Origin of the sequence: Rheinheimera sp. UJ51 (assembly GCF_020819615.1) — a bacterium.
GTDB lineage: Bacteria > Pseudomonadota > Gammaproteobacteria > Enterobacterales > Alteromonadaceae > Alishewanella > Alishewanella maricola.
The window spans coordinates 16,827-33,017 of the sequence record NZ_JAJHOG010000003.1; the positions used below are offsets into that span (position 1 = coordinate 16,827).

The 16,191-nt window shown below is 47.1% G+C and carries 16 protein-coding genes; 13 read left to right on the top strand and 3 right to left on the bottom strand.

Features of this window, described 5'->3' with window-relative positions; translation table 11 throughout:
• From LMJ53_RS04105 to pspF, 3 genes are read right to left on the bottom strand one after another with little or no spacing between them, the layout of a single operon-like run.
• Entirely contained in the window at positions 1–1,017 is a 1,017-nt protein-coding gene (locus LMJ53_RS04105; protein ID WP_229584927.1) for an ABC transporter permease, read from the bottom strand.
• Positions 1,014–2,624: an ABC transporter substrate-binding protein gene (locus tag LMJ53_RS04110; RefSeq protein WP_229584928.1), complete on the bottom strand. Its 1,611-nt coding sequence runs from the start codon at positions 2,622–2,624 to the stop codon at positions 1,014–1,016. Before LMJ53_RS04110 ends, LMJ53_RS04105 begins: the two co-directional genes overlap by 4 nt.
• Entirely contained in the window at positions 2,621–3,703 is a 1,083-nt protein-coding gene (gene pspF, locus LMJ53_RS04115) for a phage shock protein operon transcriptional activator (protein WP_229584929.1), read from the bottom strand. The genes LMJ53_RS04110 and pspF overlap by 4 nt, the downstream gene beginning before the upstream one ends.
• A 188-nt stretch (positions 3,704–3,891) precedes the next feature.
• On the opposite strand from pspF, the gene pspA reads away from it, so the two are divergent.
• From pspA to maiA, 13 genes are all read left to right on the top strand, one after another.
• Positions 3,892–4,563 carry a phage shock protein PspA gene (pspA, locus tag LMJ53_RS04120; protein ID WP_229584930.1) on the top strand — a complete coding sequence of 224 codons (672 nt, stop codon included), beginning with the start codon at positions 3,892–3,894 and terminating at the stop codon, positions 4,561–4,563.
• A gap of 30 nt (positions 4,564–4,593) precedes the next feature.
• Positions 4,594–4,830: an envelope stress response membrane protein PspB gene (gene pspB, locus LMJ53_RS04125; RefSeq protein ID WP_226749802.1), complete on the top strand. Its 237-nt coding sequence runs from the start codon at positions 4,594–4,596 to the stop codon at positions 4,828–4,830.
• Positions 4,823–5,236, top strand: coding sequence for an envelope stress response membrane protein PspC (gene pspC, locus LMJ53_RS04130; protein WP_226749803.1), 414 nt, complete (start codon positions 4,823–4,825; stop codon positions 5,234–5,236). Before pspB ends, pspC begins: the two co-directional genes overlap by 8 nt.
• A 25-nt stretch (positions 5,237–5,261) precedes the next feature.
• On the top strand, positions 5,262–6,647 hold the full coding sequence (locus LMJ53_RS04135; protein ID WP_229584931.1) for a YcjX family protein: 1,386 nt from the start codon (positions 5,262–5,264) through the stop codon (positions 6,645–6,647).
• The gene (locus tag LMJ53_RS04140) at positions 6,644–7,651 is read left to right on the top strand and encodes a TIGR01620 family protein (RefSeq protein ID WP_229584932.1); all 1,008 of its coding nucleotides are present in this window, start codon (positions 6,644–6,646) and stop codon (positions 7,649–7,651) included. The genes LMJ53_RS04135 and LMJ53_RS04140 overlap by 4 nt, the downstream gene beginning before the upstream one ends.
• 116 nt (positions 7,652–7,767) lie before the next feature.
• Positions 7,768–8,994 carry a methionine gamma-lyase gene (gene megL, locus LMJ53_RS04145; RefSeq protein WP_229584933.1) on the top strand — a complete coding sequence of 409 codons (1,227 nt, stop codon included), beginning with the start codon at positions 7,768–7,770 and terminating at the stop codon, positions 8,992–8,994.
• Positions 8,995–9,173: 179 nt separating this feature from the next.
• On the top strand, positions 9,174–9,974 hold the full coding sequence (phhA, locus tag LMJ53_RS04150) for a phenylalanine 4-monooxygenase (RefSeq protein ID WP_229584934.1): 801 nt from the start codon (positions 9,174–9,176) through the stop codon (positions 9,972–9,974).
• A 9-nt stretch (positions 9,975–9,983) separates the two neighbouring features.
• Positions 9,984–10,319: a 4a-hydroxytetrahydrobiopterin dehydratase gene (locus tag LMJ53_RS04155; protein WP_229584935.1), complete on the top strand. Its 336-nt coding sequence runs from the start codon at positions 9,984–9,986 to the stop codon at positions 10,317–10,319.
• A gap of 139 nt (positions 10,320–10,458) precedes the next feature.
• Positions 10,459–12,021, top strand: a complete 1,563-nt coding sequence (gene tyrR / locus LMJ53_RS04160; protein ID WP_229584936.1) for a transcriptional regulator TyrR — start codon at positions 10,459–10,461, stop codon at positions 12,019–12,021.
• Positions 12,022–12,233: 212 nt separating this feature from the next.
• Positions 12,234–13,307 carry a 4-hydroxyphenylpyruvate dioxygenase gene (hppD, locus tag LMJ53_RS04165; RefSeq protein WP_229584937.1) on the top strand — a complete coding sequence of 358 codons (1,074 nt, stop codon included), beginning with the start codon at positions 12,234–12,236 and terminating at the stop codon, positions 13,305–13,307.
• Positions 13,300–14,433 carry a homogentisate 1,2-dioxygenase gene (locus tag LMJ53_RS04170; RefSeq protein WP_229584938.1) on the top strand — a complete coding sequence of 378 codons (1,134 nt, stop codon included), beginning with the start codon at positions 13,300–13,302 and terminating at the stop codon, positions 14,431–14,433. Before hppD ends, LMJ53_RS04170 begins: the two co-directional genes overlap by 8 nt.
• Before the next feature lie 21 nt (positions 14,434–14,454).
• On the top strand, positions 14,455–15,468 hold the full coding sequence (locus tag LMJ53_RS04175; RefSeq protein ID WP_229584939.1) for a fumarylacetoacetate hydrolase family protein: 1,014 nt from the start codon (positions 14,455–14,457) through the stop codon (positions 15,466–15,468).
• A 59-nt stretch (positions 15,469–15,527) separates the two neighbouring features.
• Entirely contained in the window at positions 15,528–16,169 is a 642-nt protein-coding gene (maiA, locus tag LMJ53_RS04180; protein WP_229584940.1) for a maleylacetoacetate isomerase, read from the top strand.
• Positions 16,170–16,191 lie beyond the last annotated feature (22 nt).

Below are 16,191 nucleotides of genomic sequence, written 5' to 3' on the forward strand. Positions count from 1 at the left end.
TTAAGACTTCCTGGCCAGCGGATTAAACAGCGTATGCAGAATTTCAGTCAACATATTAACGGTAATCACCAACGTCGAAATAATCATTAAACCTGATTGGATCGCGGGAAAGTTGCGCTGATAAATACTGTCTATTAACCAACGGCCTATCCCTGGCCACGAGAAAATGACTTCTGTTAACATCGCTAGCGTGATGAGGGCGCTAAACTGCAAACCGATTTGCCGGATCACTGGTAACAACGCATTACGCAAGCCATGTCGATATAACACTTGCAGCCGGTTTAAGCCTTTGGCTTTGGCCGTTTTTATATAATTTTGATCCCACACCTCAAGCATCGCATCGCGTACAAAGCGGATCATCACGGTAGTGGGGTAGGTGGCGAGGACTAAGGTGGGCAAAATTAAGTGTGTTAGCGCATCGTGGAAGGCCGCTTGTTGATAGCTAACATCAGCATACATAATATCGAGCATAATAAAGCCGGTAACGTTGGGGATTTCGTATAACACACCGATCCGACCGCCGGAGGGAAACCAGCCGAGCCCAATACAAAAAAACATAATGAGTAACAAAGCCCACCAGAAAATCGGCAAGGAATAACCGATCAATGCCAGCCCAGAGATGGTCTTGCCAAATACCCCTTGCGGTTTAATGGCGGCTAAAATACCAAAGGGCACACCCAGTACAAAAGAGAGCAGTAGGGCGTAGGCGGTTAATTCTAAGGTGGCGGGCAGTACTTGCCAGATCTCTTGTAACAGCGGTTGCTGACTGGCAAAGGATAAGCCCCAATTACCCGCGATAATGCGTTCAAGAAAAGCCAAATACTGTGCCAAGTAAGATTGGTCGAGCCGATACTCACTGATCAGTAAATCGCGCTGTGTACTGTCGATATAACGCAGACCACTGAAGTTTTGTAACGGATCTCCAGGAAATAAATAACCGAGCGCAAAAGCAAAGATACTTAGACCTAACAAGACGGTGCCAAGTAAAAACAAGCGACGTAGTAAAAAAACAATCATGGTAGCACCCGCCTAGCGGCAAACAGCGCGATGCCACCGTAAGGGTTAATGATAACGCCTTCAACATTAGCATTAATGGCCTGAAAACGCTGCGAGTGCGCAATCGCCACTAAGGGCATTTCTGCATGTAAATGGCGTTGTGCCGCCAGATAATAAGCGCGGCGTGCCTCTTGGTTGTCGGTGCTCAGCGCTTGACTCAGCAATAAATCAAAGGTCGGATCACACCACAATGCGCGATTACTTCCACTTTCGGCCGCGGCACAGCTCAGTAGCGGGCTAAAGAAGTTATCAGGATCCGGGTTATCAGCGGCCCAGCCAATTAACACCGAATCATGCTCTCCTTCGGATAATTTACGCCGAAAGGTGTTCCATTCATAACTTACTATATTGGCGGTTACGCCAATATTAGCCAGATCGGCTTGGATCAGTTCCGCCATTTTTAACGCGTTGGGGTTATACAAACGCTGCACCGGCATCGCCCAGATATCCATGCTAAAGCCTGCAGCTAAACCGCTTTCTGCCAGCAACTCGCGTGCGCGTTGTGGATTGTATTCTGCGTCGGGGAGCTTTTGCTCAAAGGCCCACGAGGTTGGCGGCAAGATCCCTTTGGCCGCAGTGGCTTGATTAAAATATACCGCCTGTAAAATCGCGCTTTGATTAATCGCTATTGCCAAAGCTTGGCGCACTTTAACTTGGTCAAATGGTGCTTTGGTGGTGTTAAAAGCCCAAAAACCCACGTTCATGCTGGTACTTTCTTGCACTTTAACATCGGGACGTTCGCTAATCAGCGTAAGCTCAGCCAGACGCGGAAAGGCCACGATATCACATTCATGCGTCAGCAGTTTTGCCATGCGTTTGGCATTATTTGGCACAATATCAAATACCAATTGTTCCATGGCCGATTGGCCACGCCAATAGTCAGTATTGCGATATAAACGCACTAGCACATCTTTTTGATATTCACGAAAGCGAAATGGCCCCGTGCCAATCGGTCGACTATCTAACAAAGCCTGCTGCCCGTCGGTTAAAAGGTTTGCGGCATACTCGGCAGATAAAATCGCAGCAAAGTCCGTTGCTAGGTTGGATAAAAACGAGCTGTCAGGACGACTCAGCTCAAAGCGCACTTGATTAGGGCCTATAGCGCTAACTTGCTGCACTAAAGCGGCCCAGTTAACGCTTTGAAAGTACGGATAGTTGCCGCCACCTAAAAAGTGATAAGGGTGGCTAGGCTCCATTATCCGCTCAAAAGTAAAGACAACGTCATCCGCGTTGAAGGGCCTACTTGGGCTAAAAAAACGGGTTTGATGAAATTTAACATCTTGGCGTAAGGTGAAGTCATAGATCAGGCCATCGGCCGAGCGTTGCCAAGATACCGCTAAGCCAGGCATCAAGTTACCGTTCTCAGGATCGATATCCAGCAAACGATCATAAAGTTGCTGGCTGATAATATCGATAGTCGTGCCTGAGGTCACGCGCTGTGGATTAAAGTGTTCAGGGGGGCCTTCTGCACAATAAACTAAGCCCGAGCGCACTGTCTCGGGTACTTCTTGTTGGCACCCGGCGAGCCAAACAACACTGACCAGCAGCGCGATTAATCGATTTTTCATGCTTGTTGGCTATCCAGCAGCTGATATTTTTTCATATAACCTCTTAACTGATGATAAGTCAGTCCTAGCATCTCTGCTGTTTTTTTCTGATTATACTGGCTTGCCGCTAGCGCTTGCTTGATTAAATTGATTTCAAAATCTTGCGACAGGATTTTAAAATCTAAAGGTTGGCTAAAGTCATGTTCGGTGGCCGAAGGCGCAGGCGAAAAAGGTGAGGGGTTAGCGAGCTCAGTTGTTTTATCGATAACGGCTGGCGTTTTCACGGCATGGCTGGTCTTGGTCCGTTTTTGGGGGCGAAACGCCGACTCAAAAGGATCGAGTTGGATCTCATGTACTGGCACATAAGCATTATTATTGCGATATACCGCGCGCTCTACCACGTTTTTTAATTCGCGGACATTACCCGGCCAGTCATAATCGAGCAGGGTGCGTTTTGCACGCTCAGTAAAACCACTAAACAGCTCTAGGCCTAACTCGCGGACCATATTCATAGCAAAATGCTCGGCCAGTTGCATAATATCTTCACGGCGTTCACGCATCGGTGGCAAGGTGATCACATCAAAAGCGAGGCGGTCAAGTAAGTCGGCACGAAATTCACCTAGCTCCGCCATTGACGGTAAATCTTCGTTGGTTGCGCAAATCAGGCGCACATCGACTCGGATCGGTCGGCTGCCGCCAACACGTTCAAACTCACCGTATTCAATAACGCGCAGCAGTTTTTCTTGCACCATCGCGGGGGTATTCGCCAGTTCATCTAGAAATAAAGTGCCACCACTGGCCCGTTCAAAGCGGCCTTCATGGCGTTTACTGGCACCGGTAAAAGCGCCGGCTTCATGGCCAAATAGCTCACTTTCAAGCAGGTTTTCGTTCAGTGCGGCGCAGTTAAGCGTTTGATATTGTTGATCCCAACGTTTAGATAGAAAATGTAGGCGGGCGGCAATCAGTTCTTTACCCGTACCGCGCTCACCAATGATTAAAACCGGTTTATCCAGCGGAGCCAATTGTGACACCTGGTCAAGCACGTTTAAAAAGCTGTTGGCTTGGCCGATGAGATTATCTTGCCGAAACTTTTGATTCATGGTGAGCTATTAGTTGGTTAAATTAACTAATTTATAGTGTATTTCATAACCGATGGTAGGAACAGTTTTATTTTTATTTTAAATAAACCTGTTTATATTCATTGATTTAAAATTTATTACCAAGTTGGCAAGGAATCTGAATAAGGTTAAGGGGTAAACACAATTTACTTAACGCAGAGGATTACATTATGGGCATTTTTTCCCGCTTTTCCGATATCGTCAACTCGAATATCAACGCATTACTGGATAAAGCTGAAGATCCAGAAAAAATGGTGCGGTTAATCATCCAAGAAATGGAAGACACCTTAGTCGAAGTGCGTTCTTCATCGGCTAAAACAATCGCTGAGAAAAAAGAATTACAGCGTGTGGTTAATCGTTTGCATGAAGAAGTGAACGATTGGCAAGCTAAAGCCGAATTAGCCTTATCGAAAGATCGCGATGATTTAGCGCGCGCCGCTTTGATTGAACGGCAAAAAGCCCAAACGCAAGCGGATGCGGTAAGCCGTGATATTGCTAATCTGGATGAACATATCAGTAAATTGCAGGATGAAGTCTCGCAGCTGCAAGAAAAACTGGCGGATGCCAAAGCACGCCAAAAAAGTATGCTGATGCGCCAGCAAACGGTGGCGAATCGTTTAGAAGTGAAGAAAACCCTAGATAGCACTAAGCTGAATGATGCGATGTATCGCTTTGAACGCTATGAGCAAAAAATTGATAACTTAGAAGCGCAGGTTGAAGCCTACGACTTAGGCAAAAAGACCTTAAAAGACGAGTTCGCTGAACTGGCGGCGCAAGATAAGATTGATCACGAATTGGCTGCTTTAAAAGCCAAGATGCAGCAAGGTTCTAAAGACGCCTGAGTACAGGCGTCGTTTCAAAAGGGTTAAACCATGGATTTACATGAATTAATTTTTGTGCCACTGATACTGTTTATGCTTTTTGTGGCACCGCTGTGGGTGATTATGCATTATCGCAGTAAAAATAAAATTAAGCAGGGGCTCTCGGCCAGTGAGTTAGAGCAGTTAAATGAATTAGCGCACCGCGCTGAGAAAATGTCGGAGCGCATTAAAACGCTAGAAGCGATTTTAGATGCAGAAAGTCCACGTTGGAGGACGCAACATGATTAAGAAAAGAGCTGAATTACTGCGCGATGATGAAAATGGCAAGATCGCGGGGGTGTGTGCTGGTATCGCTGATTACTTCGGCTGGGAAATTTGGCTGGTACGTATTATTACCATTTCTGCTGCTTTTCTTGGCGCAGGTGGTTTAGTATTTGTACTCTATATTGCAGCTTGGGTGGTGCTTGAAAAAAAGTCACTGGCTCAACCGCCAACCGCCGGGGCAGGCAGTTCCATCTATAATGGGAAATCGGTTGAGCTGAAAACTCGAGTTTGGCAACGTGGTGAGTCACCAAAACAGGCGTTACAGCACTTAAACCACCAATTTAATAGCATGGAGTTGACGTTGCGTGATATGGAGCGGCATGTTACCTCAAGTCACTTTCAGTTAAATCGAGAGTTTAATAACCTCTGATGTCTTAACAGACTAAGCGAGTATTATGAGTTGGTTAGAAAGCATTCAGTATCAAAGTCAACAATGGGGCCAACGCGCACTGGATCGGCATTTGCGCCTTGGCGTGACGGGGCTCAGTGGTGCTGGCAAAACCGCATTTATTACTTCCTTAGTGCATCAGTTGACGCTGGGCGATCAACCAGAACATTTACCGTTTTTTGCTGTGGTACAACAAGGGCGCTATTTGGGCGGGCGGCTAGCCAACAACCAACCCTTGGCTTTTCCGCGGTTCCCTTATGAACAAAACGTGCAGTATTTACAGCAACAGCCAGCGACATGGCCACCGTCTACGGCTGGTTGGAGCCAATTAAACCTCACTTTACGTTACAAATCAGCCGCGGGCTGGCGCTCGAAGATCCAACAGCGCAGTGAGTTACAACTCGAGCTTGTCGATTACCCTGGTGAGTGGTTACTTGACCTTCCGATGTTGCAGCAAGATTATCAGCAGTGGTCAACATTTTGTTGGACGCTGTTTCAGCAGCCACATCGTCAAGCTGAAGCACAAGTTTTTGCGGACTTGCTAGCCAATACCGATTTAAACGATGTCAGCGCATTGCAGTTGCAACGCTTAACCGATGCTTATTTAAATTTATTACACACTTTTCGCGCGAATGCGGCGACGTTTTTGCATCAACCCGGTCGTTTATTAGTGCCTGGCGAATTAGCCGGCGCGCCAATGTTAAAACTCTTTCCGCTATTACCGGCGCAATTAAAGCAGGATAGCCCGTTGCTGCAACAACTCAGCGAGCATTATCACAGCTATTGTGATTATGTGATTAAACCCTTTTATCGACAGCATTTTTCCCGCTTAGATCGTCAAGTCGTGTTAGTGGATTGCTTATCCGCACTGAATGCTGGCTTCGCTGCGATGCAAGAACTACAGCAGGCCTTAGGTTTAATTATGCAAAGCTTTCGCTATGGCCCCGCCAGTATTCTGGGGCGCTTATTTAAACCACATATTAATAAAGTGCTGTTTGCCGCGAGTAAGGCCGATCATGTCACACCCGAGCAACATAAATCCCTGACGTTATTATTGCAGCAGCTTTTACAACAGCCGATTAAACATAGCCATTATGCGTCAGCAAAAAGTGAGGCCATGGCCTTAGCAGCGATCCGAGCCAGTAGCGCCGGATTTGTGCAACACGCTGGGCAAAAAAGCCCTTGTATCAGTGGTGTTGAGTTAGATAGCGGAAATAAGGTCACGCTGTTTCCAGGTGAAGTACCGGCTAAACTGCCGGATGCGGCCTTATTTAACCGGCATCCTTTTCAATTTCCGGCGCTCGCGCCGTTGCAACACAGCGGACAACAACCAATGCCACATGTGCGGATGGATCACGCCTTGGAGTTTCTACTAGGAGACAAATTACAATGACGGATTTAAAGCCTGCGCAACGCTTTAGCGATGTGGCCGATGTGAACAGTCCTTTGTTACAACCGCGTGCACAGTTTAGCGAACACGCTATACAGCCAGAGCTACCAGAGCCCAGCGAGCTAGCCAGCGAGCCCGGTTCACGCCTCGTTAGCAAGTTAATATATGTGGGCGTCGTGTTGGTGCTAGTGTTGGCGATATGGCAATGGTTAGCGTGGTGGCAACAAAGTTGGCAAGCCAGTATACCGATGGCAATACTCAGTAGCTTACTCAGTGTGGTGCTTGGTAGTGTCGTGTTGATCGTGGGGTTTAGAGAGTGGCAGTTATGGCGGCGCTTAAAGCAAAATCAGCGTTGGCAGCAACAAGCCACACGGATCAATGACAGCGTGCAGTTTGGTGAAGCCGCAGCTTTGTGCCAAGACATGTTAGCGGTATTACCACCGAGTAGCTCGTTAACCGCAGCAACTGCGCGTTGGCAGCAAGCGCTAACGCCCGAGCACAGTGATCAAGAGCAACTGAATTTATTTAATCAGTTGGTGCTAAGCGATGCCGATAAGAAAGCTCGGCAGGTGATTTGGCGCGCCAGTACCGATAGCAGTTTGGCGGTGGCGATCAGTCCTTTTGCCTTGGCCGATATGTTATTGGTGTTATGGCGCAGCAGTCGCATGTTACGCGAATTAGCGCAGGTATATGGTGCGCCTATTGGTCAATTACGCAGTATGGCGATGTTAAAGCGGACCTTTACCGCCTTATTGTGGGCAGGCGGCTCTGAGGTGGTGCTCGATATGGCGTCGGATGTGCTCAGTAGTGAGCTAACGGCAAAAATTTCTGCCCGCGCTGGACAAGGCGTGATTGCCGGTTTGTTGGTCGCCCGCATTGGCAGTTTAGCGCAACAACAATTACGCCCTTTACCCCTGCAAGTGAACCAAAAGGTCAGTGTGAGCGAATTAGCCAAAGTCTTAGTAGGGCGCTTTAAAGGCCAAACTGCAACTGACAATAAAAGCTGACAATTTTAACTGGTAAGATATGTTGTTGCTTCAGACAGCAAGCCGTCTGGCTTGCTTCCCTTTCTGCTGGCGCGAGTTAATGTTATTAACAAGTTAAGCCACAAGCAGACATCATTATGCATCAACCTAAAAATAAGCATCTAGAAACCCTCTGTATCCATGCTGGCAAGGCTGTTGATCAGCATGGCGCGCTGAGTTCGCCTTTATATCAAACCTCAACCTTTGTATTTGACAATGCCGAGCAAGGTGCTGCGCGATTTGCAGGTGAGCAACCGGGTTATATTTACACCCGCTTGGGCAATCCCACCACCCGTGAATTAGAGTTAAAAGTGGCGGCCTTAGAAGGTATGGCCGATGCCGCGGCGACGGCAACGGGGATGGGCGCGGTGGCCGCTGCGACCATGGCATTTTTACAACAAGGTGATCACCTGATTGCCAGCCAAGCCATTTATGGTTGTAGCTTTGCACTGTTTAATCATCAATTCCGTCGCTATGGTATCGAGGTCAGTTTTGTTGATATGACCGATCATGACGCAGTACGGGCGGCGATCCAACCCAACACCAAGATGATGTTTTTAGAAACACCGATTAACCCCAATTTAGTGGTGTTAGATCTGGCCTTCTTATGCGGGCTGTGTCGCGAGCACAATATGATGTCGGTCGTCGACAATACCTTTTTAACGCCGTTATTACAGCAACCTGCCCAATATGGCGCTGATATTGTCATTCACAGTGCGACCAAATATCTCAATGGTCATGGCGATGTGGTGGCGGGGATTATTGTGTCGGATCAAGACAACATTCAACAAATCAAAATGACCACGTTAAAAGACATGGGGGCGACGATGAGCCCACATGATGCTTGGTTAATTATTCGTGGCTTAAAAACGTTATCGGTACGTATGCAGCGTCATTGTGAAAATGCCCAGCAAGTGGCTGAATTTTTACAAGCGCATCCGGCGATCGCCGCCGTGTATTATCCGGGTCTGCCAGGACATCCAGGTTATCGCTTTATTGGTAATCAGATGAAAGCGGCCGGTGGTGTTATTGCTTTTGAATTAAAGGCCAGCTTGGAACAAAGCCGACAGGTCATCAATCGTTGTCAGCTGTTTAACATTGCGGTGAGTTTAGGTGATGCCGAATCATTAATTCAACATCCTGCGTCAATGACACACAGCCCTTATACGGCAGAAGAGCGGGCCAAAGCAGGTATTAGTGATGGCCTGATCCGCGTTTCTGTTGGCTTAGAGCATATCGATGATATTTTGGCCGACTTGCAACGGGCCCTGAGTATTATTGCTGTCGCGGTGCCACAACGGCAGAGCCACTCTCTGCCCGCTTGACGCTCACTGTAATGCCAGCTTTACGCTTGTGCATGACATTAATCGGGCGCACAGGATTAACTCCTGTCGCCCAATCATCTAGTATCTGCAGCTATTACGCTTGGCGCACCGCCCAACAATAATAATGCCGTCAAGCGATTCGGTTGAATACCGACCCCAATTAAGACAACAGGTAGTGTATGACTAAGACAAGTAAATACCAGTCACGACAGTCGGATGATCAAGGCATGATCCACTGGAGTGCGGAAGAAAATCAGATTTGGCATGAATTAATCACTCGGCAACTCAGTGTGATCGAAGGTAAAGCTTGCGCTGAGTATATGGCTGGGTTAGAGAAATTACAGTTACCGCAAGATCGCATTCCACAATTAGAGGAAGTGAGCCAAGTACTGCGCGAGTGTACCGGTTGGGAATGTGCCGAAGTACCGGCCCTGATCAGCTTTGATAAATTCTTTGAGTTGTTAGCGAACAAACGTTTTCCTGTCGCAACCTTTATTCGGAGCCGCGAAGAGTTTGATTATCTACAAGAGCCAGATATTTTTCATGAAATCTTCGGCCACTGCGCCATGCTTACCAATCCAGCCTTTGCTGAATTTACCCATACTTACGGCAAACTGGGTTTAGCGGCCAGTAAGCAAGACCGCGTTTACTTAGCCCGTCTCTATTGGTTTACCATTGAATTTGGTTTACTTAATACCGCCGATGGCCTACGTATTTATGGCGGTGGTATTTTATCGTCACCGGGTGAAACGCAGTATGCACTGGGCTCAGATATACCCGAACGCAAAGTTTTTGATGCGGTGGATGTGCTAAGAACCCCTTATCGTATTGATATTATGCAACCCATCTACTTTATGATTAACAGCATTGATGATCTGTTCGACATCTCGCAGTTAGATATGATGCAGTTGGTTAACCAAGCTCGGGCACTCGGTTTACATGCCCCGAAATTTCCGCCAAAAGAAAAACAAGCCAGTTAGGAAGAGTTCATGACACAATTAACCACAATGCAATGTGAAGCCTGCCGCGCAGATGCCCCTAAAGTATCAGATGCGGAATTACCTGAATTAATGCGACAGTTGCCCGATTGGACGCCGATAGTGCGTGATGGCATCTTACAATTAGAGCGCGAATATAAGTTTAAAAACTTTAAGCAAGCTTGGGCTTTTCATAATAAAGTGGCCGAATTAGCTGAAGCCGAAGGTCATCATCCGGCGTTATTACTGGAATGGGGCAAATTAACGGTGACCTGGTGGTCGCACTCGATTAAAGGCCTGCATAAAAACGATTTTATTTGCGCCGCAAAAACCGACGCACTGCTGTGATGATGGCAGCTTGACGAAAAAACTGGCGCCGAGGGCGCCAGTTTTATTTTGTGCAGAATTCTTTACGAAAATAACTGGTCTGTCAGCCATTCTATACCGTATCATGCATCATCTGTTAAGCCAGAGGTGTAATAAGGCTATGCGTTTAGAAATTCTTTGTCAAAATCGGCTGGGGCTGGCGCAGGATGTGCTGAATATTCTGGTCAGTTACCAGCTTGACCTGCGCGGTATCGAGGTTGATCCTTCGTTAAACAAAATCTATGTATCTTTCCCTACTGTCGACTTTCAGCAGTTCCAAGAGTTAATGGCAAAAATGCGCCGCATTAATGGCGTAGAAGACGTGAAAACGACGGCGTTTTTACCGTCTGAGCGTGAGCATAACGAATTAATGACATTATTGCGTACTTTACCCGATGGCTTAATTGCCATTGATGCTAAAGCCAATGTAACGGTAATTAATGATGCGGCGTTAGAAGCGCTGTCGGTTGCCCGCGAAGAGATTGCCGATCAATCGCTGCAAGGCATGGTAAAAGGCTTTAATTTTCTGCGCTGGTTAGAAGGTGATGACGTTTTGGCGCAAACTCGTCGTTTTGAAATTCATGGCAAACGCTTTATCGCCGACATTCTACCAGTACACGTGCCGGACGAAACGGGTAAAGATATCTTAGCGGGAGCGGTGATAAACCTGAAATCTGAGAGCCGGCTGGGTCAGCATATGATTGCCTTTAAAAAAGGCGATCAAGAAAGCTTCAATAGCATTCAAGCAACCAGTAATGCCATGCGCAAAGTGGTACGTGAAGCACGACGGATGTCGCAACTTGATGCCCCTATCCTGATTATGGGTGAAACCGGCACGGGTAAAGAGTTACTGGCACGCGCTTGTCATGCCGCGGGCGGACGTCACGGTAAACCGTTTTTAACAGTGCCTTGTGCCTCAATGCCTGATAACGTCGCGGAGTCTGAGTTATTTGGTTATGGTCCCAATGCTTTTGCCGGTTCGGCTGAAGGCAAAAAAGGCATTTTTGAACAAGCTAATGGTGGCACCGTTTTTCTCGATGAAGTTGGCGAGATGTCTCATCAACTACAAACGAAGTTATTGCGCTTTTTACAAGATGGTAGCTTTCGTCGAGTGGGTGAGGAGAAAGAAGTCAAAGTGGATGTTAGAGTGTTGTGCACCACGCAAAAAGATTTGCCAGCGATGGTGCAAGAATCGAAATTTCGCGAAGACTTGTTCTATCGGTTAAATGTATTGACGCTCAACCTACCGCCACTGCGGGAACGTCGCCAAGATGTGGTGCCGTTAGCGGAGTTTTTTATTGCGCGTTACGCTGCACGTTTAGGACGCAAAGCACCGAAGTTAAGCGAAAGCTGTAGTCAATTTTTGCAGCAGTATCCTTGGCCAGGTAATGTTCGGCAATTAGAAAATGCTTTATATCGTGCGGTAACCTTGTTAGATGGTAGTGAGTTAGATAAGCATCACTTACAGTTACCAAGCTATACCAGTGACTTTGGTTATTTAGAGCAAGACTTTGATGGCACTTTAGATGAAGCCGTAAAACGCTTTGAAGCTAATCTGCTGCGCAAGTTGTTTCCGGCCTATCCAAGTTCACGGCAATTGGCGAAAAAACTGGGTTTAAGCCATACAGCGGTGGCAAACAAATTGCGTGACTATGGCATTAACCGCAAGAGTGTAAAAATATAAAGACGATTTTGTAGTCTTTGCTGTACATCGGAAAGGCCGTCAGCCAGTGCTGACGGCCTTTCTGTTTGAACAAGCGGGAAAACAGCGGTTTTGTATGCTTAACTGTACAATTTGCTCCAGCTATCGCCTTCAGCTCTTCAGCGGCTTGCCTCTTTCTTTTTTCTGGCGCTCGCGCATGATGTCGGCAAAGACAAGGTAATAGGAGTTGTACAATGACTGATCATATTAATCCGCTAGGCACAGATGGTTTTGAATTCGTAGAATATACCGCTGCCGATGCTAACGGCATTCAAAAGTTAAAAGAGCTGTTTTTCGGTCTAGGTTTTACCGAAGTCGCCAAACACCGTTCAAAACAAGCTTGGCTGTATAAGCAGGGCGATATTAACTTTATCATCAACGCTGAGCCGAATTCGCAGGCCGAAGCCTTTGCACGCCAGCATGGTCCATCCGTGTGCGCCATGGCGTTTCGCGTAAAAGATGCCGCAGCGGCTTTGCAACATGCTTTAGCGAATGGTGCAAAAGAATATAAAAACCAAATTGGTCCGATGGAGCTCAATATTCCTGCCGTTTACGGTATTGGAAGCAGCTTGCTGTATTTTGTTGATCGTTACGGCGCGAGCTCAGTGTACGACATCGATTTTAAATACTATGACAACTGGCAAGTTGAGATGGCCCAACATGGTGTGGGTTTAGAAATTCTTGATCACCTCACGCACAATGTTATGCGTGGCAATATGAATTTGTGGGCCGGTTTCTATGAGAATATCGGTAACTTCCGTGAGATCCGTTATTTCGATATCGAAGGTAAACTGACGGGGCTGGTCTCCAAAGCGATGACAGCACCTTGCGGCAAAATTCGTATTCCAATTAATGAATCTTCAGATGACAAATCACAAATTGAAGAATTTATCCGTGAATACAAAGGCGAGGGTATTCAGCATATCGCGCTAACCACGGAAGATATCTATCAGACAGTTCGCACTTTACGTGAGCGCGGTATGGAATTTATGCCGACACCTGAAACCTATTACAACAAGGTAAATGAACGGGTCGAAGGCCATACTGAAGATCTCGATCAACTGCGCGATTTGCGTATTCTGATCGACGGCGCGCCGATGAAAGATGGTATCTTGCTACAAATCTTCACTAAGACCGTGATCGGGCCGGTGTTCTTTGAAATCATTCAGCGTAAAGGTAATGAAGGGTTTGGTGAAGGTAACTTCAAGGCCTTGTTTGAATCGATTGAAGAAGATCAGATCCAGCGCGGAGTGTTAAATAATGCGTAAATGGGCAGCCTTTCCATTAAAAGAAGGTGATATATCTCGTCAAGCGCATGCTGATTTTCCAGAGCAGGCCATTTATGAGCGTGAAGCGGGGCGCAGCGGCTTTTTTGGCCCCGCAACTCACTTCCATCATCGGCACGCACCCACGGGCTGGAGCGATTGGCAAGGCCCGTTGCGGCCACGCTTATTTGACTTTAATGCGGTGAACAGCAATAACACCGCTTCACCTTGGTCAGTACCGACCTTGTTACATAACGCCCATTGTAAATTTCGCACCTGGCGTTTAACTGACAAGATGTCGCGACTTGCTCGAAATGCCGATGGCGATGAGTTGTTGTTTATTCATGAGGGCAGTGCTGAACTGTATTGCGATTATGGTCATTTAACTTTGCGTGACGGGGATTACGTGGTGATCCCTCGTTCGACCATGTGGCGTTTAGAGCCGTCTGAGCCCATGCTTATTGTGTTAATTGAGGCGACCAACGACAGCTATCAATTGCCAGAAAAAGGCTTAGTGGGTAATCATGCGATTTTTGACCCTGCGATGCTCGATACGCCAAAAATTGATGAGGCGTTTAAAGCCCAATACAGTGAGCAGCAATGGCAGGTGGAAGTGAAACGACACAATGAAGTGTCGGTCATTACCTATCCTTATAATCCGCTGGATGCCATTGGTTGGCATGGTGATTTAGCTGTGATGCGCATTAACTGGCGTGATATTCGGCCTTTAATGAGCCATCGTTATCACTTACCACCGTCGGCACACACGACTTTTGTGGCACAACGATTTGTGGTCTGTACCTTTGTGCCTCGGCCTATCGAAAGCGATCCCGGCGCCTTAAAAGTGCCGTTTTATCATAATAACGATGATTATGATGAAGTGCTGTTTTATCATGCGGGTGATTTCTTTAGTCGCGATAATATTGAAAAAGGTATGGTCACTTTCCATCCGGCTGGCTTTACCCATGGTCCTCATCCTAAAGCGTTTCAGGCAGGGCAAGAGTATCGGAAAAAGTTTACCGATGAAGTGGCGGTGATGCTCGATACGCGAGATGCGTTGATTGCCGGCGATGCGGCAGTGGCTACCGAAAACCCTGACTATGTTAACAGCTGGAAAGTTAAGCCTTAATTGCCTGCACAAGGATAAAAAATGAAGTTAGCAAGTTTAAAAAATCAAACACGTGATGGCCAGCTTGTGGTGGTCAGCCGTGATTTACAGCATTGTGTTGCTATTCCACAAATTGCACACACGATGCAGCAGTTATTAGATAATTGGCAACAATTAGCCAGTAAAGCCGAGCAAGTTTATCAAGCGCTGAATCAAGGTAGCGTCAGTGATGCTCAGCCGTTTCAGCAGGCCGCGTGTGAATCACCGTTACCGCGCGCCTATCAATGGGCTGATGGCAGTGCTTATGTAAATCACGTTGAATTAGTGCGCAAAGCACGTAATGCCGAAATGCCGGCGAGTTTTTGGACCGATCCTTTGATGTATCAAGGGGGTTCAGATGATTTTATCGGCCCACGCGATCCTATCGTGGCGATCACCCCTGAGCATGGCATCGATTTTGAAGGTGAAATCGCCGTGATTACCGACGATGTGCCGATGGGAATAAGTGCCGACGCGGCCTTAGATAAAGTGCGTTTACTTATGTTGGTGAATGATGTGTCGTTGCGTGGCTTGATCCCGAATGAATTAGGCAAAGGTTTTGGATTCTTTCAATCGAAGCCCGCTTCAAGTTTTAGTCCTGTTGCCGTTACGCCTGATGAACTGGGGCAGCATTGGCAAGCCGGTCGTTTGCATTTGCCCTTGTTATCGACCTATAACGGCGAAGCTTTTGGTAAACCGAATGCCGGTATCGACATGACCTTTAATTTTGGTCAATTAATTGCGCATGCGGCAGCAACACGCAATCTGGGTGCAGGTGCTATTATTGGTTCAGGTACGGTGTCTAATAAGCAAGGCACTGACTATGGTACCGCCATTGCTGAAGGTGGCGTGGGCTATAGTTGTATTGCAGAAATCCGCATGATTGAAACCATTCGTGATGGTAAACCGACTACACGTTTTATGCAGTTTGGCGATACCATCCGTTTAGAAATGCTGGATCCACAAGGTCAAAGCATCTTTGGCGCTATTGACCAGCAAGTGACAGCTTCCCACTAAGCTGTTGCTGTTTGCAGGCGGATGCGCCGCATCCGCCTATTGCTGAGGGGACAACTTAGATGAAACTATACAGTTATTGGCGTTCCTCAGCTGCTTACCGTGTGCGCATTGCGCTCAATCTTAAGCAGCTCAGTTTTGAGACTATTCCCGTTCACTTATTAAAAGAGGGCGGGCAGCAGCATCAGCCGCCTTATCAGCGATTAAATCCAGCCGAGTTAGTTCCTGTTTTTATTGATGAGCAGGCAACACTGCATCAATCGTTAGCCATTATTGAATATTTAGAAGAGTGTTATCCGCAACATGCGTTATTGCCTGACAATCCGGTTGCGCGAGCACAAGTTCGCGGCCTAGCGCTGGATATTGCTTGTGAGATGCACCCGCTGAATAATCTTCGTGTATTGCAGTACCTAACGGGCCCGCTGGCGCTATCTGAAGCGCAAAAGTTAGAATGGTTGCATCACTGGTTGCATGTTGGCTTTAAAGCCTTTGAGCAACGCTTATCATCCTGTGCTGGCGAATATTGCTATGGCGACAGTGTAAGCTTGGCAGACGTGTGTTTAGTGCCGCAAGTGTATAACGCTCTGCGCTTTAAACTCGATATGATGCATTATCCGCAGATCAATCGTATTTATCACCATTGTCAGCAATTGGCGGCATTTGCTCTTGCTGCGCCAGAACATCAAAGTGATGCGCAACTGTAAATAACCTAACCTCCTCGATAGT

Excerpts from the sequence above, each read along its gene's own strand:
- LMJ53_RS04105 (WP_229584927.1), bottom strand. The coding sequence starts at position 1,017 with ATGATTGTTTTTTTACTACGTCGCTTGTTTTTACTTGGCACCGTCTTG.
- megL (WP_229584933.1), top strand. The coding sequence starts at position 7,768 with ATGCATCAACCTAAAAATAAGCATCTAGAAACCCTCTGTATCCATGCT.
- tyrR (WP_229584936.1), top strand. The coding sequence starts at position 10,459 with ATGCGTTTAGAAATTCTTTGTCAAAATCGGCTGGGGCTGGCGCAGGAT.
- LMJ53_RS04170 (WP_229584938.1), top strand. The coding sequence starts at position 13,300 with ATGCGTAAATGGGCAGCCTTTCCATTAAAAGAAGGTGATATATCTCGT.
- LMJ53_RS04140 (WP_229584932.1), top strand. The coding sequence starts at position 6,644 with ATGACGGATTTAAAGCCTGCGCAACGCTTTAGCGATGTGGCCGATGTG.
- LMJ53_RS04135 (WP_229584931.1), top strand. The coding sequence starts at position 5,262 with ATGAGTTGGTTAGAAAGCATTCAGTATCAAAGTCAACAATGGGGCCAA.
- hppD (WP_229584937.1), top strand. The coding sequence starts at position 12,234 with ATGACTGATCATATTAATCCGCTAGGCACAGATGGTTTTGAATTCGTA.
- phhA (WP_229584934.1), top strand. The coding sequence starts at position 9,174 with ATGACTAAGACAAGTAAATACCAGTCACGACAGTCGGATGATCAAGGC.
- LMJ53_RS04175 (WP_229584939.1), top strand. The coding sequence starts at position 14,455 with ATGAAGTTAGCAAGTTTAAAAAATCAAACACGTGATGGCCAGCTTGTG.
- LMJ53_RS04110 (WP_229584928.1), bottom strand. The coding sequence starts at position 2,624 with ATGAAAAATCGATTAATCGCGCTGCTGGTCAGTGTTGTTTGGCTCGCC.
- pspA (WP_229584930.1), top strand. The coding sequence starts at position 3,892 with ATGGGCATTTTTTCCCGCTTTTCCGATATCGTCAACTCGAATATCAAC.
- pspC (WP_226749803.1), top strand. The coding sequence starts at position 4,823 with ATGATTAAGAAAAGAGCTGAATTACTGCGCGATGATGAAAATGGCAAG.
- pspB (WP_226749802.1), top strand. The coding sequence starts at position 4,594 with ATGGATTTACATGAATTAATTTTTGTGCCACTGATACTGTTTATGCTT.
- maiA (WP_229584940.1), top strand. The coding sequence starts at position 15,528 with ATGAAACTATACAGTTATTGGCGTTCCTCAGCTGCTTACCGTGTGCGC.
- pspF (WP_229584929.1), bottom strand. The coding sequence starts at position 3,703 with ATGAATCAAAAGTTTCGGCAAGATAATCTCATCGGCCAAGCCAACAGC.
- LMJ53_RS04155 (WP_229584935.1), top strand. The coding sequence starts at position 9,984 with ATGACACAATTAACCACAATGCAATGTGAAGCCTGCCGCGCAGATGCC.